The organism is Vibrio sp. 10N.222.49.C9, assembly GCF_041474985.1.
Taxonomy (GTDB): domain Bacteria; phylum Pseudomonadota; class Gammaproteobacteria; order Enterobacterales; family Vibrionaceae; genus Vibrio; species Vibrio crassostreae_C.
This window is the reverse complement of the sequence record NZ_JBFRVD010001509.1, coordinates 1-275: the sequence shown is the minus strand read 5'-3', so window position 1 is coordinate 275 and position 275 is coordinate 1. Positions and strand designations below refer to the sequence as shown.

Sequence of the window (275 nt, the reverse complement as noted above, 5' to 3'; positions counted from 1 at the left end):
TAACCATTGGCTTTAACAACCGCGAGTAAACGGCTGTTAGGCGCCTGTTTATGCAGCATGTCTATATTATGGCAAAGAGCATCGGTGTTAATCGATGCTACAGCAGCTTGCAATCTACTCATGCCAGTTCCTATTCGTCGTCATAATCGAATGCAGGACCGGCGTAGTTATCAAAGCGAGAGAACTGTCCCTGGAATGTTAAACGAACAGAACCAATTGGGCCGTTTCGTTGCTTACCTAGAATGATCTCAGCCATTCCTTTCATAGAACTGTCT

General features: G+C 45.1%; 1 protein-coding gene and 1 pseudogene. Both read right to left on the bottom strand.

The features are described from left to right. Positions 1-122 (bottom strand): annotated as a pseudogene (gene alr / locus AB4585_RS28995) (alanine racemase); the annotation flags it as partial. Between the two features lie 8 nt (positions 123-130). Beyond that, the coding region (locus AB4585_RS28990; protein WP_372172245.1) for a DnaB-like helicase C-terminal domain-containing protein at positions 131-275 on the bottom strand (145 nt) is incomplete at its 5' end.